Source organism: Orrella marina (assembly GCF_003058465.1).
GTDB classification, from domain to species: Bacteria; Pseudomonadota; Gammaproteobacteria; order Burkholderiales; family Burkholderiaceae_B; genus Algicoccus; species Algicoccus marinus.
In genome coordinates this window covers 1,945,187-1,970,186 of sequence record NZ_CP028901.1, presented here as the reverse complement: position 1 = coordinate 1,970,186, position 25,000 = coordinate 1,945,187, and the positions used below count along the sequence as shown (strand labels likewise).

Here is a 25,000-nt window from a genome sequence, read left to right as displayed (position 1 = left end):
GCGAATGTGGCTTTTGTGGGTCAGGCTGCGAAACAGGCAAAATAATCATGAGCGAGTTTGATCTTGGCCACCGCTGGCGAGCCGGACAGCATGTGGAACTTCTGCGCAACGGAGCTGAGTTGTTTCCGGCGATGTTTGCGGCGATTGATGCTGCCCGACATCAGATTCATCTCGAAACGTACATTTTCAATCTTGATGTGTCTGGCCTGGCTTTGCTTGATTGTCTCGAGAGCGCCTGCCGGCGCGGAGTCAAGGTGCGTGTGGTACTCGACGGCTTTGGATCAATGCGTCAGCTCCCGGTGTTGGTCAGTCGGTTGCAGAGTATGGGCGCACGGTGCCGAGTCTATCGGCCAGAGCCCGAGGGCATCGGCTGGATTCGCCTGAGTCTGAGGCGGTTACGCCGAATGCACAGAAAGACCATGGTGGTGGATCATCGTGTCGCGTTTGTGGGCGGTATCAATATTCTGGATGACTTGGTGGATGTGCCGGACCAAGGTAGTGCAGCTCGTCCGCGGTTTGATTTTGCGATAAGAATTCAAGGCCCGCTCGTGACAGATGTATCGCGAGCTCAGCGCAGACTGTGGTTGCGGATGGGCTGGCGGCGTCGGGATGACTGGGGAGGTTTCTATCGCAGGCTATTGCGCTGGCGCGACTGGGCCCGAAAGCAGAAACTTTGGCAGCAGCCAGTCTATCAGGACGGCGTGTGCGCGATTCTGCTTTTGCGCGACAACATCGGCAACCGACGCACGATTGAGGATGCTTATATCAAGGCAATCAGTGCGTCGAAAACAGAGGTTCTGATCGCCAATGCGTATTTCTTTCCTGGACTCAGATTGCGCCGCGCTTTGGCTGATGCCGCTCGCCGGGGTGTGAGGGTCAGACTACTCCTGCAGGGGCGATCGGAATACCCGTTGCAATACGAGGCATCCCGTCATCGATACCAGGCCATGTTGCGCGCGGGTCTGGAAATTTATGAGTACAAGGTCAGCTTCCTGCATGCAAAGGTTGCTGTTATCGATGATGGTGCGATGGTCGGCTCTTCCAATCTTGATCCATTTAGTCTCTTGCTTGCTCGTGAGGCAAACGTCCTGGTTAAAAGCCCATCGTTTGCGGCCGAACTCAAGCAGCAACTCGAGCAAGAGATCGCATGTCATGCTGTGCCTGTGAACGAGGCGAATCTGGTCGGCTTGTCTTGGTGGGCCCGACTGGTTGATATGGCTGCTTACAGGTTGCTAAGAGCTGGTGTTGCGTTAACCGGCAAGTCCGCTGAATATTGATCACCGCCAGGTTGGTTGCTGACGTAAAAGCCAGATCCGGGTTATGATAATAGGCTTTGCGTTGCTTGCTATGGGCAAGCCCGTCCGGGTAGATTGATTTCCAGTGATGGTACAGATGAACACTGAATGGAATAGCGCACGTGACTGGCGAGTGAGTTGTCAGTCGAACTGGGGTGTTCCCAAGACCATCGATCTATGGGATCTGGTTCGAAACCAGCGCACGCTAAAGGGCGCATTTCCTCTGGTGACGTTGTCCCGACTCGTGCAAGGTTTGCTCGATCAGGTGGTTATCAGGGATCTGGTGTCAGTCTCCGAAGACGAGCAAGGAGTCGTCTGGTTCGAGGTGACCGGGGAGTCCCGTGTTGGTGGGCGTTCAAGTATTGAGGTCGAAGTGCAGGCCAAGGTCTTGGTTACCTGTCAGCGCTGTCTGGAACCAATGGTTCAGACGCTACTCGAAAGCGTGCGGTTCGACGTCGTGACCCAGGCCCAGTTTGACGCGCTTGATAACGAGGATATCGATCCTGACGAGTCAGATGTAGTGGTCGGAAGCCGCCAGTTTGATTTGCTGGAATTGCTGGAGGACCAGTTGATTCTCGCAATTCCTTACGTGCCCAAGCATTTGAAATGTCAGCCCAAGGCGCCCCTGCATGATGTCGGTGCGGAAGATGAAGGCCTGGGCGTTGAGCAAAAGCCAAATCCGTTTGACGTGCTGGCCCGACTCAAGGGCAGGCAGTAAAGCGTCAAGGGTGCCGAGGTTGCGCAGTTTGTGCGCGATTGACGTATGTAAACTTTCTGCCGTGACCAGGAGTATGAGGCTAGCTGGTTCAGTCCGGCGGGAATGGCATGATTGCCTTGAGGCAAGATGCAAGAAAGATTGATGTGCAGGCCGTGTTGTCATGGCCGCAGTAACAGGCTCTGCAGGTTTCTGCAGGATTTAACTTTGAACTTGATACGCGCGTACAATACGCGATTCTGAAGGAGTCATCATGGCTGTTCAACAAAACAAAAAATCACCGTCCAAGCGCGGTATGCATCGTTCACACGACTTTCTGGGTACCCCGCCCACAGCAATTGAACCCACGACGGGTGAACTGCACCTGCGCCACCATATCAGTCCAACCGGCTTTTATCGTGGACGTAAAGTTCTGAAGACCAAAGCTGACGAGTAAACAGGTCAGGTGCAAGCCGGTTTTTGACCGGTTTGTGCAGCATTGGCTGTGAGTGCATCCATTTGTATCGCAATTGACTGCATGGGGGGCGATTTTGGCGCCTCCGTGACAGTGCCTGCCGCCCTCGGGTTCGCGAATCGGTATCCAGACTGTGAATTGTTGCTTGTCGGGCAACAAGAGACGGTCGAGTCTGCGCTGTCTCAATGCAAGGCAGACCCTTCGTTACTTGAGCGGGTTGAGGTGGTCCATGCTTCCGAAGTCGTCCTGATGGACGACCCGGTTGAGGTCGCTCTTCGTCGCAAGAAAGACTCTTCGATGAGGGTGGCGGCCGAGTTGGTCAAGGCGGGGCGAGCGCAAGCCTGTGTGTCTGCGGGCAACACCGGCGCCTGGATGGCGATCACACGCTACGTGCTCAAGACTCTCGAAGGAATCGATCGTCCAGCGATCGCCACGGCAATGCCAAACCAGAAAGGCGGCACGACCACTGTCCTGGATCTTGGTGCCAATGTGGACTGTACCGCTGAGCATCTGCTGCAGTTCGCCATTATGGGAACTGCGCTGGCTCAGGTGAACAAACCTGACAGTCAGCCAAGTGTCGGATTGCTGAACATTGGCGAGGAAGTCATCAAGGGCAACGATACGGTCAAGCTTGCGGCTGAGTATCTGCGCGCCAGTCATTTGAATTTCTATGGCAATGTGGAAGGCAACGACATTTTTCGAGGAACGGTCGATGTGGTTGTCTGTGATGGATTTGTCGGAAATGTCGTGTTAAAGGCAGTTGAGGGATTGGCGCGAATGCTGGGCAGCATGATTCATGAAGAGTTTCACCGTAGTCCACTCACCAAACTCGCCGGGCTGTTCGCAAGGCCGGTTCTGAACCGCTTTAAGAAGCGTGTCGATAATCGGCAATACAACGGTGCCGCCCTGCTGGGTCTTAGGGGTGTCGTGTTTAAAAGTCACGGTTCTGCAGATGTATACGCATTTGGGTGTGCGCTCGATAGGGCGTATGATGCGGTCAGTACGGGGTTGCTTGACCGCATCGCCTCCACAATTTCCGAATTGACTCGCCTGCCTGCCGGTTCCGGTGCAGATTCGCTTGATCCGCAAAAATGACAACTCATCCTGTTTACTCTCGCATCGTCGGGACTGGAAGCTTTCTGCCTTCCACCGTTGTGACTAATGATGACCTGGCCCGTCAGCTTGCTGAACGTGGAATAGAGACGTCGGATGAGTGGATCGCGAGTCGTACAGGCATCCGCCAGCGCCACATTGCAGATGACTCTCAGACGACAAGTGTTCTTGCGACGCAGGCTGCCAGGCGAGCCCTGGAAGACGCCGGTGTCCAGGCACAGGATGTTGATCTGATTATTCTCGCAACATCGACGCCTGATTACATTTTTCCGAGCACTGCGTGTCTGGTTCAAGCCAGTCTGGGCAACCGCGGGGCGGCCGCCTTTGATGTGCAGGCCGTCTGTAGCGGGTTTGTGTATGCACTGACCACGGCAGACAGTTTTATCAAGGCGGGGCGTTCGCGCTGCGCGTTGGTGATCGGTGCCGAAGTGTTTTCTCGCATCCTCGACTGGAATGATCGCGGGACCTGTGTCCTGTTTGGTGATGGTGCAGGTGCGGTCGTGCTTCAGGCGTCTGACGAACCTGGCATCGAAGCTGCTCAGTTGCATGCTGATGGTAGCCTGAGCAGTATTCTCTGTGTGCCTGGACAGGTTCATTCCGGTCATGTCACGGGAGATCCTTTTCTCAGAATGGACGGACAGGCGGTATTCAAACAGGCAGTTTCAGTACTGGAGAAGTCTGCACGAGATGCGCTGGAGCAGGCTGGGCTGAGTATTGCCGATGTTGACTGGTTGATCCCACATCAGGCGAACCTGCGTATCCTGACATTTCTGGCTAAAAAGCTGGGTTTGTCGATGGATCAGGTTATTGTGACGCTTGATCAGCATGCCAACACATCCGCAGCCAGTGTGCCGCTCGCCCTTGATCACGCACGACGTAGCGGCCAGATTCAGAACGGTCAGCGAATCGTGCTTCAAGGAGTCGGCGGAGGGTTTACCTGGGGAACAGTTGTTGCCCGCATCGGGTGAAAGGCACAAGTCAGACATCCATCGAACCATTCAATTCGCTTAATAGGTACCACCATGAAATTCGCTTTTGTGTTTCCCGGTCAAGGCTCCCAGGCTGTCGGAATGATGGATGTCTGGAAGGGTCAGGATGTCAGTATGGAGGTTCTGCACAGAGCAGGACAGGCGCTTGGTGAGGATCTGGCTGGATTGATTGCGAATGGACCCGCCGAGCAGCTTAATCTGACGACTCACACTCAGCCGGCAATGCTGGCTGCTTCGGTGGCCATGTATGAGGCATGGAAAGCCGCAGGCGGGCCACAGGCCAGCCTGATGGCTGGGCACAGTCTCGGAGAATATGCAGCATTGACGGCTGCTGGCTCGATCGAACTTGAAGATGCGGTACGTGCGGTGCGGGTTCGTGCGGATGCAATGCAAGCGGCTGTGCCCGTGGGAACCGGCGCGATGGCGGCGATTCTTGGCCTTGAAGATGACGCAGTGCTGGCAGTCTGTCAGCAAAGTGCTCAGGAAGAAGTGGTCGAGGCGGTCAACTTCAATGCCCCTTCACAAGTCGTGATTGCAGGTCATAAGGAGGCTGTCGAGCGTGCGATGAAGGCTGCAAAAGGCGCTGGCGCCAAACGAGCCGTCCTGCTGCCTGTTTCAGCCCCGTTTCACTCAAGTCTGCTTCGACCCGCTGCCGCCGTGCTGCAGGAAGTACTTAATGCGATCGATTTGAAAACGCCCGATGTGTCTGTGATTCACAACGTTGATGTACAAATCCATACGGATCCTGCGTCCATTCGCCAGGCATTGGTTGATCAGGCATGGCATCCGGTACGTTGGGCGCAAACGATCGAAGCGATGGCGCAACATGGCGTGACCCATGTGGTTGAGTGTGGCCCTGGCAAGGTGTTGACCGGACTGGTCAAGCGGATCAACCCCTCGCTGGTTGGATTGTCAGTCAACGATCCTGCAAGCATGCAGGAAGCCATTGAGACATTGCGTCAGGCGTCGTGAGGAAATGCAGATGAATTTGAGCGGAAGACTTGCACTTGTAACGGGCGCGTCAAGAGGGATTGGCAGGGCGATCGCGCTGGAACTTGCACGGCAAGGTGCGATGGTCGTTGGAACTGCGACTACGCAAAGTGGTGCGACAGCGATAACCGAGACATTGCAGGCCCAGGGTGGCTGGGGTGTGGCACTGGATGTAAATGACGTACAGGCGGTGTCCGAGCTGATGGATCGCCTGGCCAAGGAGCATGGAGGTCCCCAGATCCTTGTCAATAATGCAGGCATCACACGGGATACGCTGGCGATGCGAATGAAGGATGAAGACTGGGAGGCCGTGCTGCAGACTAACCTCAGCAGCGTCTTTCGGGTCAGCCGTGCTGCTATCCGACCCATGATGAAAGCCCGATGGGGGCGAATCATTAACGTGACGTCGGTTGTAGGCTCGAGTGGCAACGCTGGTCAGGCAAACTACGCGGCAGCCAAGGCTGGTGTGGCAGGGATGTCGCGTGCGCTAGCCCGCGAACTGGGCAGTCGTGATATCACGGTAAATTGTGTAGCGCCCGGATTTATCGATACCGATATGACCCGGGCACTGAGTGAAGAGCAAAGAGCGGCCTTGCTGAACCAGATCCCCGTTGGGAGACTGGGAAGCGCGGACGATATTGCACATGCAGTAGCCTTTCTTGCATCCTCGCAAGCAGGTTACATTACGGGTACGACGATACATGTCAATGGTGGCATGTACATGTCATGATAATCTTTATCCTGCTTGGCTATAATTCACAGGATTTTTCCCCACTGGAGATATGAATGGAAAGCATCGAACAGCGCGTCAAGAAAATCGTCGCTGAACAGCTTGGCGTAAACGAGGCCGAGATCAAGAACGAATCTTCATTTCTTGACGATCTCGGTGCGGACTCGCTTGACATGGTTGAGTTGGTGATGGCTCTGGAAGATGAGTTCGAAACCGAGATTCCCGACGAAGAGGCCGAGAAGATCACGACCGTCAAGCAGGCTGTTGATTACATCGAATCTAACTCAAAGAAATAAATCTTCGTCTGAATGGCGTGGCTTTGCCACGTGCACCCAGGCGGCCAAGGTCGGTAATGGCACACGGGTTCCTTGAACTTTCTCTTGGGTGTTGCTGATCTGACCAGACAGGCCGCCTGTATACGGATGGCTCAGGAGCAGGTCTTGAAACGACGTGTTGTCATTACAGGTCTAGGTATCGTCTCACCCGTGGGCAACGATATCAAGACCGCTTGGGATAATTTAGTCAATGGTCGCAGTGGAATCGGACGGATCACCCGTTTCGATCCTACTGACTTCAACTCGCACATCGCGGGTGAAGTGAAAGACTTTGACGTGTCTGCCTATCTGCCGGCTAAAGAAGTCAAGCAGATGGATACTTTCATTCATTACGGGATTGCAGCGGGCGTACAAGCCTGGCAGGATGCAGGTCTGGAAGTGAATGAAGAGAATGCCCCGCGGATCGGCGCGATTGTCGGCTCCGGGATCGGCGGGCTTCAGCGGATCGAGGAAACCCAGAAGGATTACCTGGAACGCGGCGCCCGTCGTATTTCTCCCTTCTTCGTGCCTGCCTCGCTCATCAATCTCGTCTCCGGGCAGTTGTCAATCCGGTTGGGACTCAAAGGGCCTTCGTACGCCGTTGTGTCAGCATGTACTACCGGACTGCATTCTATCGGGGATGCAGGTCGTTTGATCGAGTACGGTGATGCGGACGTCATGCTCGCCGGTGGAACTGAATCTACGGTTTCCCCGCTGGGTATTGGCGGATTTGCAGCCATGAGGGCATTGTCGACCCGAAATGATGATCCGACAACCGCGTCGCGCCCCTGGGACACGGATCGGGATGGTTTCGTGCTGGGCGAAGGTGCCGGTGTGCTTGTGCTCGAAGAGTATGAGCACGCTCGCAAACGTGGTGCAAGGATTTATGGCGAACTCGCCGGCTATGGTATGAGTTCTGATGCCCACCACATTACCGCCCCCGATCAGGACGGTCCGCGACGTGGTATCGAACTGGCGATGCGTAACGGTGGCATCAACCTCGACGAGGTTCAGTATGTCAACGCGCATGGTACGTCAACTCCTCTGGGCGACAAGAATGAAACAGAAGCCTTGAAGCTGGCATTTGGCGATCACGCACGCAAGCTTGTTGTCAACTCGACCAAGTCCATGACAGGGCATTTGCTTGGCGCTGCTGGTGGTATCGAGGCTGTGTTTACAACGCTTGCTGTTCATCACCAGGTTTCTCCTCCGACTATCAACATCTTCAATCAGGATCCGGAATGTGATCTGGATTACTGTGCTAACCAGGCACGGGAGATGGAGATCCAGATCGCATTATCCAATTCATTCGGATTTGGTGGAACCAATGGTTCCATGCTCGTTCGTCGAGTCTGATTCGATGGCGTCGGACCCAGGATCTGTCTGGAGGAAAGCCTGGCTGTTCGATGTTCATGCCGGAAAGCCTGACTGGGTGGGCACAAGCCTTAGTGCGGGCATCCTGCTTTGTGTAAGTGTCAGTCTGGCGCTGGCTGGTTTCTGGTGGGTCAGGCCCGATAGTCTGGTGATCGCGTTGCCAGCGGTAGCGCTAACTGCTGTGACGTTTTCAATTGCTATAGCGACCCTGCTGCTGACTTACCGTTCAACCGTGAGAGATCAAAAATGTGTGGTCGTGCGTCTTGCGCACATTGGAGCCTGCCTGGTAAAGCATGGGCAGGTTGCACTAAGGCCGCAAACGTTGCGTTTTCACCCGTGTTGCATGGTTCTTCAATTGTGCGCCCATGATTCTCACTTTCGCCTAAGAGGTCTCAGACTGGTTTTTTGGAGACATCACTATGCTCCCGAGCAGTACCGGAGGTTGACGCTTGTGCTTCGATGGCTTGCTAGATCCGGGAGGCATGCATGAGCGAAAAGCAGGCAGATGCCGATCTGGTTGCCCGTGTCCAGCAGGGGGATAAACGGGCTTTCGATCTGCTTATGCTCAAGTATCAGCGCAAGATCACCCGTCTTTTGTCCAGAATGCTGCGTGACCAGTCAGAGATCGAGGATGTCATGCAGGAAACTTTCATCAAAGCCTATCGAGCCTTGCCTCAGTTTCGGGGTGAAAGTGCCTTCTATACCTGGCTCTACAGAATTGCGATCAACACTGCTCGCAACTGGATGGCGTCGCAAGGACGTCGGCCTAGCTCCCCAAACATCAATCAGTCGGAAGATGGTGAAACTTTTGACGAAATCGATAACCTAACTGACAACAACACTCCTGAGTCGATATTGGCAAGCCAGGAAGTGGCGGCTAGTGTCAATAATACGATTCAGCAACTGCCAGATGAGTTGCGAACGGCAATTGTGTTGCGTGAGATTGAAGGCCTGAGCTACGAAGAGATAGCTCAGTCGATGAATTGTCCCATTGGGACGGTGCGATCACGAATCTTCCGGGCAAGAGAAGCGATCGCAGCCAAACTTCGACCGCTGATTGAGCAACAAGGCGATCGGCGCTGGTGATGAAGGTGAGCAATGTCTGAGAACAAGCATGGGATTCAGTCTGAAGAGACTGTCGTGATCGAACATACGGAAACCCGGGAGTTGGTTTGTGCCCTTGTGGATGGTGAGCTCGATCAGGCGGATGTGCCCCGTGCCATCGCCGGGTGTGAGTCAAGTGACTGGGCAACGTACCACTTGATCGGCGATATCATGCGCCGCTCTGAGGCTGTTGGACCTGTTTCCGAAACATTTGCTGCCCGCATGGCGGCAGCGCTAGAGCGCGAGCCTGCGCACCGTCCTGAGCCCGGGCCTCGCGCCAGTTCTCGAGCAAGAGGGGGTGAAGCGGGTGCAGAGGCCACAGGATGGCGACGATGGTTTGCATGGCCGACGGTCGCGGTCAGTGCCGCAGTTGCTTCTGTCGTCTGGGTGGCGCAGCCACTTTTCGTGGAAGAGCAGTCTCAAGTTGCCCTAACTACCCCGGTCACGGCGCCCGCAGTGAACGAGTCTGTTTTGAGTGACTACACTGAGGCGCACAGACAGTGGGCAGGGCCAATCTCGATTCAGCAAGCATCGTTCATGCCTGGGAGCACACGGTGAAGGGACAGTTTGCCCGATTGGTCGTAGCGGGACTTGTTGCCTGCCTGCTGCCGGTGGGAGCCGTGCTGGCCCGTTCAGATACTGCTTCAAACTTGCTTGAACAGATTCAGGAGGCCGCCCGCACACTGGACTACAAGGGCGTGTTTGCCTATCAGAACAATGGTCAGATGCAGGCTTACCGGATCACACACCGTTATCGGGACGGTAATGAACAGGAGCGTCTCGAGGTACTGGATAATGTGCAGAGAGAGTTTCACCGACACAACGATGTTGTTCACTGCCTGATTCCCGATCGTGAGCTGGTGCTGATCGAATCGAGAGGTAATGCCCGTTTCCCCGGTTTGCTAATGGCCAGTGGGCCGGATTTTTCTGAACATTATCAGTTGACCCGTTCGGAAAAGCCCGGCAGGATTGCTGGACGCTCATGTGTCAGAGTGGATATTGTTCCGAAGGATAACTTGCGTCCACAGTTCCGGTTGTGTGCTGACGAATCGACTGGGTTGTTGCTCAAGGCGCAGGTGCTGGAACCGGGCGGTCGTATTAGTCAGCAGGTTGCATTCACGCAGGTTGAGATCGGTGTACCGATTTCAGATGAGGAATTTGTTGCTCCGTGGGATGTATCTGGCTGGAAGAAAGTCAACCGGGAACCTGTGGCAGTCGACCTGAATGCAATGGGCTGGCGGTACGTCGTGCCGGACGGTTATCAAATTTCCCAGCAGGCTCGCCGTCTTTTCCAGGACGGGCGCGAGGTTGATCAGATCATTCTCACTGATGGATTGGCGAATATCTCGATTTTTATTGAACCTTATCAGGAAAACTTGTCTCAACACCATTCAACCGGCCCGCGTCATATCGGTTCAGTGAATTTGTATGGCAAACGTGTCGGTGATGACTGGGTAATGATTGTCGGAGAGGTTCCTGCGGCAACTGTCCAGATTGTTGCCGACTCAATCAACCGGGTGTCCGAGTAAATATTGCGGACAGGTTGTGTTCATAAGAAAATCCAGATGGAGTTGATCATGAGAAAGCTTTTCATGTCGTCGAGTCGCCCAGGCAATTCGACAGCAGTCAGGCAATCGTCGAAGTTGCTTGCACTTGCGTTTCTGACATTGGCGGTTACTTTTTTTACCGCCACAACCTCGGCACAGGTAAACAGTGCAGGTCTGCCGAATTTTGTTGATATCGTTGAAAAGTCTGAACAGGGTGTCGTTAATATCAGGACAACCTCAACTATTTCAGCGGCTCATGGTGGTGCGGGCGGACGCGATCCGTTTGAGATGTTCCGCTGGTTCTTCGGTCCTGATTTTCAGGGGCCTGGAATCCCGGCACCATCTCCGGAGCGTCGCGGAGGACCTGAGTCCCCGGATCGTACAGTTCCGCGTGGCGTGGGTTCGGGATTCTTTATTTCCGACGACGGTTCCATCCTGACCAATCACCATGTGATCGAAGGTGCCTCTGAAATCTTCGTAACCATGACGGATGGCCGCGAGTTTAAAGCCACCGTTGTGGGAAGCGATGAACGTACAGATGTCGCTTTGATCAAGATCGACCTTGAGAATACGCCAGCTTTGCCGATTGGCACTGCAAGGGACCTCAAGAAAGGTGAGTGGGTGCTCGCTATTGGTTCGCCATTTGGTCTTGAGTCAACGGTGACAGCCGGGATCATCAGCGCGATTGGACGTGAAACCGGGGACTACCTTCCTTTCATTCAGACAGATGTTGCCGTAAACCCGGGTAACTCTGGTGGTCCGTTGCTGGATCTTGAAGGCGAGGTGATCGGAATCAATGCTCAGATCGTGTCTCGCAGCGGCGGATTCATGGGGATTTCTCTGGCGATCCCAATTGATGAGGCAATGGAAGTTGTCGAGCAATTGCGGTCTGAGGGCCGTGTGACGCGTGGCAGAATTGGTGTTCAGATTGGCGATGTCAGCAAAGATGTTGCGCTGGCTAGCGGTCTTGATGATGCAACCGGTGCCATGGTGAGTCGAGTCATGCCGGACGGTCCTGCGTTTGAAGCAGGCGTCTTGCCAGGCGATATCATCCTGACATTTAATGGTAGAAAAATCGAGAAATGGTCCGATCTGCCGCGCATTGTCGGCCAGAGCAAGCCTGGTACAGTGGCCACGATGGATGTCTGGCGCAAGGGTAAGCGCGTTACGCTTGATATCACCGTTGGTGAAATGCCCAGTACGTCAGAGCGTGCGGCCGGCCCGGATACGCCTGCTCCCGAGTCTGCAGGTGCAACAGCGATGGGCGTCACTGTTGTGAATCTGACCGATCAGGAGCGAGAAGCACTTGGCGTGACAGGTGGTGTCAGAGTCACAGACAGCAAGGACGCCGGGGCGTCGGCCGGAATCATTCCCGGTGATGTTATTCTGACCGTTGGAAATGCTGACGTGTCATCCGCACAGCAGTTCGTCAAACTGGCCGAGGAGGCTGGAAAAGACAAACCTGTCGGCATGATGATTCAGCGAGATGGCCAGACCCAGTGGGTTCTGGTGCGACCAGGCAAGTAGTGACGTCCAATCGGGCTAAAATGCCGGATTGACGCATCGAAAGGGGCGCGTGTCGCCCCTTTCGTTTTTTGAGAGCATCCGCGAGATCGGGTGTCTGACATGTCTATGACTGGATCTATGCAGCGAATCCGCAATTTTTCAATTATTGCCCACATCGATCATGGCAAGTCTACGCTTGCTGATCGGTTGATACACCGTTGTGGCGGCCTGGCTGAGCGAGAGATGTCAGCTCAGGTTCTGGATTCCATGGATATCGAGCGAGAGCGAGGTATCACGATTAAGGCGCAGACTGCCTCACTGGCCTACAAGGCCAAGGACGGCCAGATTTATAACCTGAACCTGATTGATACACCGGGACACGTGGATTTTTCCTACGAAGTTAGTCGCTCCTTGTCGGCGTGTGAAGGAGCACTGCTGGTCGTGGACGCATCGCAGGGGGTGGAAGCACAGACCGTAGCAAACTGCTACACCGCGATCGATCTCGGTGTGGAGGTTGTTCCGGTGCTGAACAAGATGGATCTTCCTCAGGCGGATCCGGAAGGAGCCCGAGGAGAGATCGAGGACGTCATTGGAATCGACGCGTCCCATGCCATTGCGGCCAGCGCCAAGACCGGCATGGGCATTGATGAGATCCTGGAGTCGATCATTGTCAAAGTGCCGGCGCCCAAGGGAGACCCTGACGCGCCGCTGCAGGCATTGATCATTGATTCCTGGTTTGACAATTATGTTGGTGTGGTGATGTTGCTGCGCATCGTGAATGGCACCATGCGGGTCAAGGACAAATTGCAGTTCATGGCGACAGGGGCCAACCATCCCGCGGATCAGCTTGGTGTGTTTACTCCAAAAGCGATCGCCCGTGACAATCTTTCGGCGGGGCAGGTTGGATTTCTGATCGCGGGTATTAAAGAGCTCAAGGATGCCAAGGTTGGCGATACGATCACCCATGCAGGCAAGCCCGCGCCGTCACCGTTGCCTGGTTTTAAAGAAGTCAAACCACAGGTTTTTGCAGGTCTCTATCCTGTGGAAAGCAGTGAGTACGATCAGCTTCGCGACTCACTGGAGAAGCTCAAATTAAACGATTCTGCCTTGATGTTTGAGCCGGAGGTTTCCCAGGCACTAGGCTTTGGGTTCCGGTGCGGCTTTCTCGGTCTGCTTCACATGGAGATCGTGCAGGAGAGACTCGAGCGCGAATTTGACATGGATATCATTACCACCGCACCTTCGGTGGTCTATGAGATTGTCTTGAATGATGGCGAAGTGCTCAGTATCGAGAGTCCGTCGAGAATGCCTGAGATAGGCAAGATTCGGGAAATTCATGAACCAGTGGTCCATGTCACGCTGTTCATGCCGCAGCAGTATGTCGGACCTGTAATGACTCTGTGTAACCAGAAACGCGGTGTTCAGCTCGACATGAGCTATCACGGTCGCCAGGTCCATCTCCAGTATGAAATACCGCTGGCAGAGATTGTCCTGGATTTCTTTGACAAGCTTAAATCAGTCTCGCGCGGCTATGCTTCGATGGACTACGAGTTCAGAGAGTATCGGGCCTCGGATGTCGTGAGGGTCGACGTTCTGATCAATGGTGACCGTGTTGATGCACTTTCGACGATATGCCATCGCGCCAACGCGCGTTATAGAGGCCGGGAAATGGTTTCCAAAATGCGGGAGATGATTCCAAGGCAGATGTACGATGTGGCCATTCAGGCGGCCATTGGTGCGGAGATCATTGCACGTGAGAACGTCAAGGCTCTGCGAAAGAATGTGCTTGCAAAGTGCTACGGCGGTGATATTTCTCGCAAGAAAAAGTTGCTTGAAAAGCAGAAAGCCGGCAAGAAACGTATGAAGCAGGTGGGTAGCGTCGAGATTCCTCAAGAGGCGTTCCTCGCGATTCTGCAGGTCGACGACAAGTGAAAGGGAACGTACAGGCATGAGCTGGAATTTTTCTCTGATCTTATTTATTGCCATGCTGATCACCGGGTCAGTGTGGGTGCTTGACAGGTTTTTCCTGCGTCACAAACGCTCACCAGAAGACAAGACGCCCTGGTGGGTCGAGTACGGGGCGAGTTTCTTCCCGGTGATTTTGTTTGTCTTTGTATTGCGTTCGTTTGTGGTCGAACCATTTCGCATTCCTTCGGGTTCAATGCTTCCCACCCTTAAAGCGGGAGACCTGATTCTGGTCAACAAGTATGATTATGGAATCCGACTGCCTATCATTCACACTAAAGTTATTTCACTCGGTGACCCTGAGCGTGGGGATGTCGTCGTGTTTCGTTACCCAGTGGATCCATCCATTGATTACATCAAGCGGATTGTCGGTATGCCGGGAGACGAGATTGCCTACCTCAACAAGAGACTGTATATCAACGGTCAGGAAGTGCCTGTCAAGCGTGATGGCGAGTATTTCGAACCAGATCGTCTTGCGTACGAGTCGCAGTTCATTGAACAGTTGGGCAAGGAAGAGAATCGGATCCTTGTCGATCCTGCAAGTCGTCAAGAATTGCGTCCGGTGTGGCGTTTCCCGGATCGGGACCAGTGTCAATATCGCTCTGACGGCATGATCTGCAAGGTTCCTGAGGGTAGTTACTTCGCAATGGGTGACAACCGCGACAACAGTCTGGATAGTCGTTTCTGGGGATTTGTACCGTCGGAAAATATCGTGGGTCGGGCTTTCTTTATCTGGATGAATTTTTCCGAGCCAAGCCGGATCGGGCGTTTTAATTGAGATCTATGATCGTTCAGGACTCATCCATCGTGGTGGAGGTGCAGGCATGACGCTTTCAGCCTTGCAGACTGATCTAGGTTACGTTTTTGAGCAACCGCTGCTTCTCGAGCTTGCGCTGACTCATCGTAGCTTCAGTGCAAAAAACAACGAGCGACTGGAGTTTCTAGGTGATTCTGTGCTGGGCTGCAGCATGTCGTCACTTTTGTTTCATCGATTCCAGATGCTGGATGAAGGTGATCTCTCCCGAGTCAGAGCGAGCCTGGTCAAACAGGCCTCGCTGGCCGATATCGCACAGCGTCTCAAGCTCTCGGACCTTTTGCGACTTGGAGAGGGCGAACTTAAAAGTGGTGGCTTCAGGCGACCATCAATTCTTGCTGACGCACTTGAGGCCATATTTGGTGCAGTCTATCTGGATGGCGGTTTTGCGGCGGCAAAAAATGTCATAGAACGGCTGTACGGCCCCATGCTCGAAGGTATCGATCCGCGGACAGTCGGAAAGGATCCCAAGACGTTGTTGCAGGAGTATCTGCAGGGGCATCGGCTGGATCTGCCTGCTTATCGGGTCATAGACACCCGTGGGGCTGCCCATGATCAGGAGTTTGAGGTGGCCTGCGAAGTGCCAGCGCTGAGTCTGAAAGTTGTCGCAGTTGGAACAAGCCGGCGAGCGGCAGAACAGGCGGCTGCTCATAGCATCTTGCAGAGTTTGCGTAAGGATAGGCCTTTGCAGGGCACTCGACATGCGCGCAGTCGTTCTGCCAAATCCGCCAGCACAGCGTTGCAAGCATTACCCGAAGAAGGGAATTAAGAGAATCATGACTCAGCCAGAGGTGACCCGTTGCGGGTTTATAGCGGTCGTTGGTAGACCAAATGTGGGCAAGTCGACGCTGACCAATGCACTAATCGGTGCAAAGATTTCAATTGTTTCTCGAAAGGCGCAAACGACGCGGCATCGCATCCATGGGGTTCTGACCCGCGGAGCAGAGCAGTTTGTCTTTGTCGATACGCCGGGATTCCAGACGCGTCACGGCGGGGCGATGAACAAGATGATGAACAGAGTCGTCACCCAGGCTCTGGCTGATGTAGACGTCATCTTGTTTGTTGTTGAGGCAGGCAAATGGACACCAGGTGATCAGCAATTGCTGGATATGCTCAGAGATCGCACGAATGTTATTCTGGTGCTCAGCAAGATTGACTCAATCAAAAGTCGAGAGTCCCTGTTCCCGTTCGTGGCAGATCTCGCGGGACGGTTTCCGTTTGCTGCAGTTGTTCCGGTCAGTGCTGTCAAACGTGAGCAACTCGATGTTCTGCTTGATGAGGTGGCCAGTCGCCTGCCAGAGGGTGAGGCCATGTTCGAGGAAGATGCGCTGACGGATCGTCCTGTCAGGTTTCTGGCGGCTGAACTCATTCGTGAAAAGATATTTCGCCTTGTTGGAGATGAGTTGCCATATGGCTGTACGGTTGTTATCGAGCAGTGGGAAGAGGCTCCAGCCCGAGTACTGGTTTCGGCCTGTGTGATTGTCGAGCGAGAATCTCACCGGCCCATACTGCTTGGCGCGAAAGGCATGCACATGAAGCGTATCGCAACAGAGGCACGACAAGAAATCGCTCAGTTGCTTGACATGCCGGTTCATCTGGAAATTTACATCAAAGTTCGCAAAGGATGGGCTGACCGGGAAGCAAGCTTGCGCGACCTGGGATATGAGTAGCCGGCAGCAGACTCGCGTCTTCGATGCGGATGGTTTCATCCTGCACACTACTGCCTGGCGTGAGACGTCAGTCATCGCCAAGGTTTTTTCAAGAGACCACGGGGTTTTGCTGGTTGCCGCGAAAGGCGCCAAGCGACCATTTTCGGGTTTGCGAACAGTTCTTCAGTCCTTTCAACCATTGTTGCTGTCATGGAGCGGGCGAGGGGAGGTCAGGACGCTTACGCATGCAGAGACCCGAGGTATCTTGCTAATGCCTTCAAACGCACTCATGGCTGGCTGGTATATGAACGAGCTGATACTCAAGCTGTTCGCACGCGAAGATGCTCATCCGGCTCTTTACGCTGCATACGCACAGGCACTGGCCAGGTTGGCTTCTGGCTATCCGCAGGCGATGACCTTGAGGCGTTTTGAATGGGTTCTGCTAAGGGAGAGCGGTTACGGCCTGGAGGGACCTTTGCCGGACTTTGACGATCCTGGGCAGGCAGAGTCATTGCGTCTGAGGATACGCAGGCACCTGGAGGAGTATTTACCAGATGTCGAGTTGATGAGCCGCAAGGTTATGATGAGTTTGCGTCAACAAGGATAATCGCGGCAGTATCTCTTTCTGTCTGTTCTTGACTCTTGCGAGGCCAATTCGCCTTCTCGATTGTCATTGCCAGCAAGTCATTTTCCTCCTCGACAAGCGTAGAGAACACTTTTTAAACGGCCTGACTTCTAAAGACAATGGACAATCAGTACTGATTGTCCATTGTCTTTCTGCACGCATTAAAAGCTTTGGTCAAGCCAGAACGCAGGTTTAAATTTTCAAAGCAATCAGGCTTGGACCAGGTGTTGCATTGGCTTTCTTGAGGGCCTGATCGAAACCAGCCAACGTATCTGTTTTGACCGCAGGAACGCCCTGCGCCTTGGCCATGGAAACCCAGTCGAGATCAGGTGCGTCCAGATCCAGCATGCGGCGTGCATTCTCTCCAGGCTGCGGTCCACCCATGTTGGCGAGTTCTCCCCGCAGAATTCTGTATGAGCGATTGTCAAAAATTACAACAGTGATGTTCAGCTGTTCACGAGCCATGGTCCAGAGAGCCTGAACTGTATACATGGCGGCACCGTCACCCACGAGTGCGACAACTCTGCGATCAGGTGCCGCGACTGCAGCACCGACGGCAGCTGGTAGCGCGAACCCGATCGCTCCTCCGGTAATGTCAATGCAATCGTGAGGGGGAGCGTACGGAATCGAGTCTGCAAGTTGTCGACCCGATGTGACCGCCTCATCCACCAGAATGGCGTGTTCGGGCAATGCTCCAGCAATCACCATGCCGATGTTACTGGCATCAGGTTTGCCATCAACGAAGCTTGGCAATGCCAGGTCAGTGGCGAGTTGAGCGGGTGTCTGGGAAGCAGCACCAACCGCATCGCACAGTGCTTCAAGTGTCGCAAAAACATCATGCACCGGAGTGGCAAGATGCGTGATCTTGCAATCAGTCGGTGCAACCCGGCGAGGCTTGTCTGGGTATGCAAAGAATGCCACAGGATCCGTGGCACCAATCAGCACCAGATTGCGGGTGCCTTGAAGAGCCTTGACTGCACCATCGACAGGAAATGGCAAGGGTCGAATGTTTACGCGTCCCCGGCCACGCTCAAGTCGCATGCTACGTGGCTCTGCGAATAGCTTGCAGCCAGTCTTGGCGGCAATTTGTCCGGCAAGCCAGGTGGATTTCTCCATCATTCCTGCCCCACCAATCAGCAAGACGGTTTGCTTGGCCTGCTCGGGGTCGGAGAGTAGCTGTGCAATCTTGTCAACTGTTTCGGCAAGCGGGGCTGCTGCTACACAAGCTGGTTCAAATGTGTATTTCCCTGGATCGGCATCTTCCCAAGCGCAGTTGGCAGGCAAGACAAGTGAGGCAATGCGTCCGGGCTGACTGTTTGCCTGGGATATCGCCTCGGCTGTATCGGCTGCAGCCTGGGTGGCAGACACCGTTGTCTTGACCCAGTGCGACATCGGGCGTGCGACTGCCTCGACGTCGGAGTTCAGGGGCGCATCATTATGCAGATGGTCCAGCGCATGTTGGCCAATGATATTAACGATACCGGAGCGTGCACGCTTCGCGTTGTGAAGGTTTGCCAATCCGTTGCCCAGTCCGGGTCCAAGGTGCAGCAAGGTCGCAGCTGGCTTGGATGCCATCCGGTAGTAGCCATCAGCAGCGCCAGTCACGACACCTTCGAACAGACCCAGCACACAGCGCATTCGGGTAGCTTGATCGAGCGCTGCTACAAAATGCATTTCTGATGTGCCGGGATTGGCAAAACAGACATCGACGCCGCCATCAAGCAGCGTCTTGACCATCGCTTGTGATCCATTCATGAAACTTTATCTCCTCAAATACTTTCTGTTGCAGTCTGTCTCGCAATGACAATCTTCTGCACTTCGGTTGCACCCTCATAAATTCTCAAGGCGCGTATCTCACGATACAACATCTCCGCTGGATGTCCCACCTTGACACCGAGTCCGCCGTGTAACTGCACATTGCGATCAATGACTCGCTGGGCAGCTTCTGTCGCGTAAAGCTTGGCGATAGCCGCTGACCGGGTTGTACGTTGCTTCAGTACGTCTCGCTCCCACGCCGCTCGATACACCAGCAGTGCAGAGGCATCAATGTCTGCGCACATCTCCCCGATAGCTGCCTGTGTCAGTTGCATCTCGGACAGCGTGGTTCCAAACATGGGGCGATTCTGAGCATGCTGCATCCCCATGTCGAGTGCAGCCTGTGCGAACCCTAATGCCGCAGCACCGACTGATGCCCTGAACACGTCCAGAGTCTGCAGGGCAACCCTGAATCCTTTGCCTGGGTCTCCGATGCGTTGTTCAGCAGGAATCACGCAATCTTCAAACCTCAGTGTGCCGATCGGGTGGGGAGCGCAGACATCGAATCGTTCCGATACCTGCAATCCTGGCGTATCGGCATCGATCACAAATGCAGTCACCCCTTGGGCGTCATCACCTTCGGATCGCGCAAACACAGTGTAGAAATCAGCAATCCCTGCATTGGATATCCAGGTTTTGGTGCCATTGAGCCGATATTCGTTGCCTTCCCGAGTCGCGGTGGTGGTCATTGCTGCGGCATCTGATCCAGCCATCGGTTCAGAGAGGGCAAAAGCACTGATTGATTTGCCCTGCGCAACACCCGGCAGGTAGCGATCGCGTTGTGTCGGCGTGCCAAAAAGCGAGATGGGTCCGCTACCCAGGCCTTGCATGGCGAAAGCAAAGTCAGCAAGTCCGTCAAAATATCCTAGCCCTTGTCGCATCAGACAGATGCTGCGCGAATCGATCGTCTCTTTCACGCCACCGACTGATGCAGGTACGCAGTGACGTAGCCATCCGTCTGTTCCAAGCATCTTGACATACGAGCGACATAGCTCATCCACGTCGCCGGAGTGGACCCGACTGGCGTAACGTGAGCCTGCCCAGTGTCTGAGGTCGCTGGAGAGGTCGCGATGTCCGGCATCAAAAAATGGCAAGTACGTCAGATCATTCATGTGTGTGGTGCCCCCGAAAAGGTCATGTTCCATCTGGACAAGGCGCGAAGGGATCTCCAGTCGCGCCACGTATACGATCTGGGCGCCGATCCGTGCATACCGCTGTAATTGGGCAACAGGGGAAGAAACCGGTATTTGCAGCGCCTGGGCCGAATCAGAACCTGCCTCGATGATTCGTAGCGACTGCCTTGCACAGGTCAGCTCGTGGCGGTGTAGTTGGTCAAGAACCGGAGCGACTGTCGATGTCCGGTATCTTTCAGGATTGCGTAGATAAAGATTGCGATCCAGGTAGACCTCTGTATAACAGTAAGGACGGTCCTGGTTGGTATGTATCCTGCGCCACGACTGGTATCGGCCTGAACAGTCTCCTGCGTTACAGGGCCTGAGATGATCGGGTAACGTGACATCGTCTGTCGATTCACGCAAGGTGGTGGTGCCAAGAGAGAGGCTCAGTGCGATTGTTTCCTGCCAGGTTGTCGGCAGGAGTAGCCGTATTTCTTCATCAAGGTTCTGAACGAAGGTTCCGGATCCCCGGCTTCTGTGAATCAGCCCTTCAGATTCGAGAATGCCGAATGCTTGTCGCAATGTTGTCCTGGAAACATTGAGGCTTTTGGTGAGTTCGTCGAGTGAGGGAATCTTGCTACCTGCTGGCCAGACGCCGCGCTCAATGTTGCGACGAAGGATTACAGCAACTTGCAGATAAAGAGGTTGCTGACTGCGTTCATAGATCAATCCTTTCATCAGGTGCTCCTGTGCACCATGGTCGACATGGTATCCGGATCGTCGCAGAGCAATGCAGCACAGCCAGCAGCTTCTTGCATCACGGATGGATGCCGGAACAACGTCTTGCTGCTGCGAAGCCGTCGGGAATGAAATGTCCGGTTACCGACATTCACGCGAAGGTTGCGAACACCGGAGTCGATTGTCAGCACAAGACTGGTGTGAGGGCCGGGTGTTACGCCAATTCCACCGGGCACGGCAATGCGTCGGCTTCGATGCTGGCCTCGTGGCAGGATACAGCCAGCATGTGCAGATACATCCCGGATGCGGGCTAGATTTGTTCCAAATAAATGTTCGCCCACAAGTCGGTTACGACTGGCCCTTCGTCTGCAGGGGCGTGTGGGTCGTGTTCCTTCAAAACTTGTTCGAGCTATGACGATCTGCCCGACTCGATGCAGAAAACTCATGCAGGGTTTGAAGCAAGAGAAGGGCAAAGTCCTGACCGCAGTGCTATTCATGATAGTGACGTCCATACTGCGTAAAAAATCCGTCGCTCGGGGGCATTGAACACCATGCACAAGAATCCTTGTTCGATTAGATGCAAAGGACGTCAGGAGTCTGCAAACTGCCCATCCAGAATCGCCTGGGCCATCTCTCGCAGTCGATGCTTCTGGATTTTGGTGGAGTTGGCGCTTTGCACAGTCGGGAAATCCTCAAGCACCTCGAAGTGCACGGGCACCTTGAATCCGGCCAGTCTGCGCTTGCACAATGAAACCCACTCGTCCGGGATGGCCACAAACCCGGGAGTCGTGAGCACAAATGCGACGGGAACCAGCTTGTCTCCTTTCTGGGCGCCAACTATCTGTGCAGCCAGAACCCCGGGGAGTTCTTCGACCGCCTGTTCGATCTCTGCCGGATTCACAAGAAATCCGCCAAGTCTGAGCGAGTCCCCCATTCTTGCCTGAAACACGAACTGTCGGTCACTGACGCACCAGCCCAGATCGCCTGTCTTGAAGTATCCATCCTCTGTGAATGCCTTGTGCGTCTCCTCTGGCTGATCAAGGTAGGCTGACATGTGAGAAGGGCTCAGGATTTCGAGCTCTCCAGATTGCCCTAGCGGCAGCAAATGCCCAGTTTCAGGATCCCGGGTTCTGACGCGCGCGTTGGGATGCACCAGCAGACCACCCGGCTGGTGAAGTACGCTGAGATCGCCTTGTGTGGGGTCAGTCGGCTGCGCAGCCAGGAGCGCCTGAAGCTCACTTGATCCATACAAGCCTGTGAGGGGCAGGGCGTTCTTGAGCGCCATGTCAAACAACTCGCCCAATGCTGGCGCGAACGCGGCGAATCCGAAGAGACGGCAAGTCCGGAAGTCTTCCCGATTGTCTGATTCTTCCATGATTTGCTGGATCAGCGAGTTGTTTGCGAAGGTGTGGGTGATTTTGTGCTGACGGATCAGATTAAGCAGGCTCACAGGGTTAGATACCGGCTCGCAGATGACGGGGCGTCCGGTCAGCAACGCACCCGACAGCGTGGAGAAACCGAATGTCCCGCAAAAAGGCGCACTCGCCAGGATGCGGGTTGAGTCATCATATTGAAACGCGCCTGCAATTGCATCTGCGTGGCAGATCAGCCCACTCTGCGTGTGGAGAACGAACTTCGGCAGGGATGTTGTACCTGAAGTGGTAAACGTGATGGCACCGTGGTCACCATGCTCGAGCGGTGGTTCACAGTCCGTTTCAGCCAGCACCTGAATCTTGTCCAGTGTCAGGCTCGCTCTCAGGGATTCCGTCACTAGCGGGTCAATGTCATCAAGAATGCCCTTGAATCCGATTCCTTTGAATTCTGGCCAGTAAATCAGCCATCGGGTCTTGCCTCGCTCGATGACATCCTGTACCTCGTGACTTCGAAAGCGTGTGTTCACCGAAATGACTGTGACACCGAGACGAGCACACGCCAGCAGGCATTCCACCCACTCGATGCAGTTGGGCAGCCATAGCGCTACCCGATCGCCTGCCTTGAACCCGAGCTGAGCAAAGTGACCTGCAAGGTTGCGGCTATGCCTGTTCAGTGTTGCAAAAGAGATCTGACGATCCGGTTCTATGATGGCAGGCAAGTTGCCAAACTGGGTCGAGAGATAGGTCAGGCGTTCAGATAGCGTGCTATGCATAGGTGCTCGTCGTAAAGGAGTGTGTCAGACGGTTGCGATGGGGGTGACAGGCGAGCCAACGGCTCCTGGCATACGCAGGGGAGGTGCTGTGAGCAGGAAGTGATGCCGCTGATTGTCATGCAGCCATTGTGCAAGGTCTTTCAGATACCAGAGTTCCGCGAGCGGAACGCCTAGCTTGAACAGACAGTGATGATGCAGAGGCAGAATAGAATGGCCTGGACCCGATGTGCGTGCCGGGTAGTTCTCGACAGCGTAGTTGTCAGCGCAGATCGCGGCAATTCCAGACTCTGTGATCCAGTTCAATAGCGCTGGATCTGATCCGTCAAGCACGGCTCCGGTCTGCTCCAGTGTGGCGTGATCCGGTTGGCCGTTCATGTCGATGATGGCTTCGGAGAAGCCTGTTCTCAGGACCAGCATGTCGCCCTTGTCGATCTGGATTCTTTGATCGTTCAGAATGTTCAGCAACATATCGGCGTTCACGACTGTGCGGCCTGTTCCCAGGTGCTCCGCAAGGTCGACCAGAACACCACGCCCCTGCATGCCTTTGCGTGCATAGGACTCCACGCTCAGGCGTAAGGCATTTGAGCCGCCACCTTCGCAGCATCCTGCGTGTTCATGCGCACCGCCATCTCCGGAAGACTCATCGCCACCCAGAATGTCCACACCGCCTTCAAATCCGTTGTAAAAAACCTTGCGCATTTTTCCGTCACCCTGTGTGTCGAACATTGCACCGACATGGCTCAGGCCGTCCCACTGAGTGGAATACTGCATGCTCAGGGTGACCTGATCATCACACAGGACGTCAATGGCGTCTTTCTGTATTCGCCCCATCTCCATGTTCATGTAGGGCGTGCCGTCTTTGAAGGTCGGCGACAGAACGGGTGGGTGGCGACGCTGGTTAAGAACATTGCCGCCGGGCATGTTCAGTGGCAGGGACAAGCAGAAAACCTGCCCGGTGCGCACTTCTTTGATCGCTTGCAGAACTTTTTGCGGTGTGAGCAGATTGAGCCTGCCAAGTTCATCGTCTTCCCCAAAGTCTCCCCAGGTGGAACCTTCTGGTCTTTGCTTCCAGCGTGCCATTGAACTGTCTCCGTTTTTTTGTATTCGGGTTAACCATCACAGAATCTTACTATAGTCATTCTTTTAATACTTTTGATCTGTGCTCGCATGCGGGTAAGATCATGGCACAACTTGATAGGGGACGAATCAGATGGAAAAACCTTTGGCGCTTGTAACGGGTGGCAGTCGTGGTATTGGTCGGGCAATGGTCGAGCGGCTGATCAGAGATGGCTACGATGTGTTGAACTTTAGTCGCACACCAGGTGCAGAGCCCCTGGCTGGAGAAACGTTTGAGTCTGTTGATCTGATGAACGCACAGGCCACCCAGCAGGCAGTTGATCACTGGGCGAACAAGCGTGACATAGTTCATCTTGTCAATAACGCAGGCATGATCCATGTGGCTGCGCTTGAGAGTGTGACGCCAGAGCAGGTGCAGGATATGGTCAATCTGAACCTGCTCGCACCGATGATACTGACCAAATCACTTATTCCGAATTTCAAACGCCAGAATTATGGAAGGGTTGTCAATATTGGTAGCCGTGCTGGCCTGGGTAAAGTGGGCAGGACGGTGTATAGCGCGACCAAGGCGGGGCTGGTCGGGATGACGCGCACCTGGGCGCTGGAACTTTCGGCCTACAACGTGACTGTGAACCTGATAGCCCCGGGGGCGATCGGCACAGAGCTGTTCCACGCATCGAATCCTGATGATTCGGCGCAGACAATTGCCCTGAAGGCGTCAGTGCCACTGGGGCGAGTTGGTAGGCCCGAAGAAATTGCGCACATTGCTGCGATGCTGATTGACCCGCTTGCCGGCTATACGACAGGCCAGGTCATCTACGTATGCGGTGGGTTGTCGGTAGGTCAGGCCGGCTGATTTGCTGTGCATGCCAGTCGTATGGTGTAGCGCCCTGGTCGTGTAGTTGAGCAGGGCGCAATGGCTTAA

The 25,000-nt window shown here is 54.5% G+C and carries 23 protein-coding genes and 1 pseudogene; 19 read left to right on the top strand and 5 right to left on the bottom strand.

Going from position 1 to position 25,000, the window contains the following annotated elements; translation table 11 throughout:
* The first annotated feature begins 47 nt into the window (after positions 1 to 47).
* The 18 genes from clsB (at position 48) to recO (ending at position 17,166) form a co-directional block, all read left to right on the top strand.
* Positions 48 to 1,277, top strand: a complete 1,230-nt coding sequence (gene clsB / locus DBV39_RS08825; RefSeq protein ID WP_108621223.1) for a cardiolipin synthase ClsB — start codon at positions 48 to 50, stop codon at positions 1,275 to 1,277.
* A gap of 115 nt (positions 1,278 to 1,392) precedes the next feature.
* On the top strand, positions 1,393 to 2,013 hold the full coding sequence (locus DBV39_RS08820) for a YceD family protein (protein WP_159078883.1): 621 nt from the start codon (positions 1,393 to 1,395) through the stop codon (positions 2,011 to 2,013).
* Between the two features lie 250 nt (positions 2,014 to 2,263).
* Complete coding sequence (gene rpmF / locus DBV39_RS08815) at positions 2,264 to 2,446, top strand: 50S ribosomal protein L32 (RefSeq protein ID WP_108621221.1); 183 nt, start codon at positions 2,264 to 2,266, stop codon at positions 2,444 to 2,446.
* Positions 2,447 to 2,527: 81 nt separating this feature from the next.
* Complete coding sequence (gene plsX, locus DBV39_RS08810) at positions 2,528 to 3,559, top strand: phosphate acyltransferase PlsX (protein ID WP_108623188.1); 1,032 nt, start codon at positions 2,528 to 2,530, stop codon at positions 3,557 to 3,559.
* A complete protein-coding gene (locus DBV39_RS08805; RefSeq protein WP_108621220.1) occupies positions 3,556 to 4,545 on the top strand; it encodes a beta-ketoacyl-ACP synthase III in 990 nt (329 codons plus the stop codon). The genes plsX and DBV39_RS08805 overlap by 4 nt, the downstream gene beginning before the upstream one ends.
* Positions 4,546 to 4,599: 54 nt before the next feature.
* Complete coding sequence (gene fabD, locus DBV39_RS08800) at positions 4,600 to 5,538, top strand: ACP S-malonyltransferase (RefSeq protein WP_108621219.1); 939 nt, start codon at positions 4,600 to 4,602, stop codon at positions 5,536 to 5,538.
* 4 nt (positions 5,539 to 5,542) lie between these two features.
* The gene (gene fabG, locus DBV39_RS08795; RefSeq protein ID WP_159078882.1) at positions 5,543 to 6,286 is read left to right on the top strand and encodes a 3-oxoacyl-ACP reductase FabG; all 744 of its coding nucleotides are present in this window, start codon (positions 5,543 to 5,545) and stop codon (positions 6,284 to 6,286) included.
* A 56-nt stretch (positions 6,287 to 6,342) separates the two neighbouring features.
* Positions 6,343 to 6,582 (top strand): acyl carrier protein, encoded by a 240-nt coding sequence (gene acpP / locus DBV39_RS08790; RefSeq protein ID WP_108621218.1) that lies wholly within the window; start codon positions 6,343 to 6,345, stop codon positions 6,580 to 6,582.
* Positions 6,583 to 6,726: 144 nt separating this feature from the next.
* Positions 6,727 to 7,956 carry a beta-ketoacyl-ACP synthase II gene (gene fabF, locus DBV39_RS08785; protein ID WP_108623186.1) on the top strand — a complete coding sequence of 410 codons (1,230 nt, stop codon included), beginning with the start codon at positions 6,727 to 6,729 and terminating at the stop codon, positions 7,954 to 7,956.
* Positions 7,957 to 8,460: 504 nt separating this feature from the next.
* Positions 8,461 to 9,060 carry an RNA polymerase sigma factor RpoE gene (gene rpoE, locus DBV39_RS08780; protein ID WP_108621217.1) on the top strand — a complete coding sequence of 200 codons (600 nt, stop codon included), beginning with the start codon at positions 8,461 to 8,463 and terminating at the stop codon, positions 9,058 to 9,060.
* Positions 9,061 to 9,072: 12 nt separating this feature from the next.
* The gene (locus tag DBV39_RS08775) at positions 9,073 to 9,636 is read left to right on the top strand and encodes a sigma-E factor negative regulatory protein (protein ID WP_108621216.1); all 564 of its coding nucleotides are present in this window, start codon (positions 9,073 to 9,075) and stop codon (positions 9,634 to 9,636) included.
* Positions 9,633 to 10,607, top strand: a complete 975-nt coding sequence (locus tag DBV39_RS08770) for a MucB/RseB C-terminal domain-containing protein (protein ID WP_159078881.1) — start codon at positions 9,633 to 9,635, stop codon at positions 10,605 to 10,607. Before DBV39_RS08775 ends, DBV39_RS08770 begins: the two co-directional genes overlap by 4 nt.
* A 48-nt stretch (positions 10,608 to 10,655) precedes the next feature.
* Positions 10,656 to 12,152 (top strand): Do family serine endopeptidase, encoded by a 1,497-nt coding sequence (locus tag DBV39_RS08765; RefSeq protein WP_227870872.1) that lies wholly within the window; start codon positions 10,656 to 10,658, stop codon positions 12,150 to 12,152.
* A 117-nt stretch (positions 12,153 to 12,269) separates the two neighbouring features.
* Entirely contained in the window at positions 12,270 to 14,063 is a 1,794-nt protein-coding gene (gene lepA / locus DBV39_RS08760) for a translation elongation factor 4 (protein WP_108621214.1), read from the top strand.
* Between the two features lie 16 nt (positions 14,064 to 14,079).
* Positions 14,080 to 14,874: a signal peptidase I gene (lepB, locus tag DBV39_RS08755; RefSeq protein ID WP_108621213.1), complete on the top strand. Its 795-nt coding sequence runs from the start codon at positions 14,080 to 14,082 to the stop codon at positions 14,872 to 14,874.
* 46 nt (positions 14,875 to 14,920) lie between these two features.
* On the top strand, positions 14,921 to 15,679 hold the full coding sequence (rnc, locus tag DBV39_RS08750) for a ribonuclease III (RefSeq protein ID WP_108621212.1): 759 nt from the start codon (positions 14,921 to 14,923) through the stop codon (positions 15,677 to 15,679).
* Positions 15,680 to 15,686: 7 nt separating this feature from the next.
* Complete coding sequence (gene era / locus DBV39_RS08745) at positions 15,687 to 16,580, top strand: GTPase Era (RefSeq protein ID WP_108621211.1); 894 nt, start codon at positions 15,687 to 15,689, stop codon at positions 16,578 to 16,580.
* Entirely contained in the window at positions 16,573 to 17,166 is a 594-nt protein-coding gene (gene recO / locus DBV39_RS08740; RefSeq protein WP_108621210.1) for a DNA repair protein RecO, read from the top strand. The genes era and recO overlap by 8 nt, the downstream gene beginning before the upstream one ends.
* 210 nt (positions 17,167 to 17,376) lie before the next feature.
* On the opposite strand, the gene DBV39_RS08735 is transcribed toward recO, so the two are convergent.
* From DBV39_RS08735 to DBV39_RS08715, 5 genes and pseudogenes are all read right to left on the bottom strand, one after another.
* Entirely contained in the window at positions 17,377 to 18,939 is a 1,563-nt protein-coding gene (locus tag DBV39_RS08735) for an acetolactate synthase large subunit (RefSeq protein WP_108621209.1), read from the bottom strand.
* 14 nt (positions 18,940 to 18,953) lie between these two features.
* Entirely contained in the window at positions 18,954 to 20,111 is a 1,158-nt protein-coding gene (locus tag DBV39_RS19915; RefSeq protein ID WP_227870916.1) for an acyl-CoA dehydrogenase family protein, read from the bottom strand.
* A 150-nt stretch (positions 20,112 to 20,261) separates the two neighbouring features.
* Positions 20,262 to 20,852: pseudogene (locus DBV39_RS19910) on the bottom strand (GntR family transcriptional regulator); the annotation flags it as partial.
* Positions 20,853 to 21,441: 589 nt separating this feature from the next.
* Positions 21,442 to 22,998, bottom strand: a complete 1,557-nt coding sequence (locus tag DBV39_RS08720; protein ID WP_108621206.1) for an AMP-binding protein — start codon at positions 22,996 to 22,998, stop codon at positions 21,442 to 21,444.
* A gap of 24 nt (positions 22,999 to 23,022) precedes the next feature.
* On the bottom strand, positions 23,023 to 24,078 hold the full coding sequence (locus DBV39_RS08715; protein ID WP_108621205.1) for a cyclase family protein: 1,056 nt from the start codon (positions 24,076 to 24,078) through the stop codon (positions 23,023 to 23,025).
* A gap of 130 nt (positions 24,079 to 24,208) precedes the next feature.
* Here DBV39_RS08715 and DBV39_RS08710 point away from each other — a divergent pair, with 130 nt between their 5' ends.
* Positions 24,209 to 24,931, top strand: a complete 723-nt coding sequence (locus DBV39_RS08710) for an SDR family NAD(P)-dependent oxidoreductase (protein WP_108621204.1) — start codon at positions 24,209 to 24,211, stop codon at positions 24,929 to 24,931.
* Positions 24,932 to 25,000 lie beyond the last annotated feature (69 nt).

Bases quoted from the DNA above. Each gene is read 5' to 3' on its own strand.
- clsB (WP_108621223.1), top strand. From the start codon at position 48: ATGAGCGAGTTTGATCTTGGCCACCGCTGGCGAGCCGGACAGCATGTG.
- DBV39_RS08820 (WP_159078883.1), top strand. From the start codon at position 1,393: ATGAACACTGAATGGAATAGCGCACGTGACTGGCGAGTGAGTTGTCAG.
- rpmF (WP_108621221.1), top strand. From the start codon at position 2,264: ATGGCTGTTCAACAAAACAAAAAATCACCGTCCAAGCGCGGTATGCAT.
- plsX (WP_108623188.1), top strand. From the start codon at position 2,528: ATGGGGGGCGATTTTGGCGCCTCCGTGACAGTGCCTGCCGCCCTCGGG.
- DBV39_RS08805 (WP_108621220.1), top strand. From the start codon at position 3,556: ATGACAACTCATCCTGTTTACTCTCGCATCGTCGGGACTGGAAGCTTT.
- fabD (WP_108621219.1), top strand. From the start codon at position 4,600: ATGAAATTCGCTTTTGTGTTTCCCGGTCAAGGCTCCCAGGCTGTCGGA.
- fabG (WP_159078882.1), top strand. From the start codon at position 5,543: ATGCAGATGAATTTGAGCGGAAGACTTGCACTTGTAACGGGCGCGTCA.
- acpP (WP_108621218.1), top strand. From the start codon at position 6,343: ATGGAAAGCATCGAACAGCGCGTCAAGAAAATCGTCGCTGAACAGCTT.
- rpoE (WP_108621217.1), top strand. From the start codon at position 8,461: ATGAGCGAAAAGCAGGCAGATGCCGATCTGGTTGCCCGTGTCCAGCAG.
- DBV39_RS08775 (WP_108621216.1), top strand. From the start codon at position 9,073: ATGTCTGAGAACAAGCATGGGATTCAGTCTGAAGAGACTGTCGTGATC.
- DBV39_RS08765 (WP_227870872.1), top strand. From the start codon at position 10,656: ATGAGAAAGCTTTTCATGTCGTCGAGTCGCCCAGGCAATTCGACAGCA.
- lepA (WP_108621214.1), top strand. From the start codon at position 12,270: ATGCAGCGAATCCGCAATTTTTCAATTATTGCCCACATCGATCATGGC.
- lepB (WP_108621213.1), top strand. From the start codon at position 14,080: ATGAGCTGGAATTTTTCTCTGATCTTATTTATTGCCATGCTGATCACC.
- rnc (WP_108621212.1), top strand. From the start codon at position 14,921: ATGACGCTTTCAGCCTTGCAGACTGATCTAGGTTACGTTTTTGAGCAA.
- era (WP_108621211.1), top strand. From the start codon at position 15,687: ATGACTCAGCCAGAGGTGACCCGTTGCGGGTTTATAGCGGTCGTTGGT.
- recO (WP_108621210.1), top strand. From the start codon at position 16,573: ATGAGTAGCCGGCAGCAGACTCGCGTCTTCGATGCGGATGGTTTCATC.
- DBV39_RS08735 (WP_108621209.1), bottom strand. From the start codon at position 18,939: ATGAATGGATCACAAGCGATGGTCAAGACGCTGCTTGATGGCGGCGTC.
- DBV39_RS19915 (WP_227870916.1), bottom strand. From the start codon at position 20,111: ATGAATGATCTGACGTACTTGCCATTTTTTGATGCCGGACATCGCGAC.
- DBV39_RS08720 (WP_108621206.1), bottom strand. From the start codon at position 22,998: ATGCATAGCACGCTATCTGAACGCCTGACCTATCTCTCGACCCAGTTT.
- DBV39_RS08715 (WP_108621205.1), bottom strand. From the start codon at position 24,078: ATGGCACGCTGGAAGCAAAGACCAGAAGGTTCCACCTGGGGAGACTTT.
- DBV39_RS08710 (WP_108621204.1), top strand. From the start codon at position 24,209: ATGGAAAAACCTTTGGCGCTTGTAACGGGTGGCAGTCGTGGTATTGGT.